The sequence below is a fragment of the Cellulomonas sp. P5_C6 genome (assembly GCF_054049635.1).
This window is the reverse complement of sequence record NZ_JBFULZ010000379.1, coordinates 1-882: the sequence shown is the minus strand read 5'-3', so window position 1 is coordinate 882 and position 882 is coordinate 1. Positions and strand designations below refer to the sequence as shown.

The 882-nt window shown below is 73.1% G+C and carries 1 protein-coding gene; it reads right to left on the bottom strand.

The genetic code is table 11. From position 1 onward, the window contains the following. A partial coding sequence (locus ACXJKG_RS21270) for an MFS transporter (protein WP_456847702.1) occupies window positions 1–882 on the bottom strand: 882 nt, incomplete at both ends.

The following is an 882-nucleotide window of genomic DNA, read 5'->3' as shown; positions in this document are numbered from 1 at the left end:
GCCTGAGGCAGCGCGCTCGCGATGTTGCCGATCCCGAGCATGGCGCCGTGCGTCTCGCCGCTCGGCATGCCCGCGGTCAGCACCGCGAGGTCGACGCTGATGTACAGGCCCCACCCGACCCCGACGAGCGCGGCGGCACCGATCACCACGGGAAGGGTCGGGAAGAAGGCCATCAGCACCGACCCGGCGGCGAGCACCACGGTGGCGCCGACGATGAACGGGACGCGACGGCCCCAACGGTCCGAGAGCGTGCCGCCGAAGCCCGCCGTGCCCGCGGCGACGAGCACGACCACCAGCGTGACGACGAGCACCCAGCTGCCCGGGTCGGCCTCGCCCACGTCGTCCGAGATGTAGAAGTACACGTAGAGCAGCACGAGGGCGTTCGCGAAGTTGAGCAGGAACCGGATCGTCCACGCCCAGACGAACAGCCGCGTGGGACGCAGCCCGCGCCAGAACGCGCGGGCGGGTCGGACTGCCGCCTGCTGCTCCGTGCGGGTCGACGGCTCGTGGTGCACCAGCAGGAACGAGACGATCAGCGCCGGCACCGCGACCGCCAGCGCGTAGTAGCCGAGCTTGCCCTCCCCCGCGACGACAGCGACCGCGGTGCCCAGCACGACGCCGACGGTCTGCGCGATGCCGAACAGCGCGCCGACGAGTCCTCGCTGGTCGGGCGGCACCCGGTCGGCGATCGTCGCGGCCAGCGCGGCGAACGGTCCGTTGAGCCCGATCTGCAGCACGATCCAGCCGCCGATCATGACGGGCAGCGTGTCGCCGGAGCCGAGGATCACCAGCCCGGCGACGCCGACGGCCGTGCCGGCGACGATCGTGGGGCGCCGACGCCCCCAGCGGGACCGCGTGCGGTCGGAGATCCCGCCCCACAGC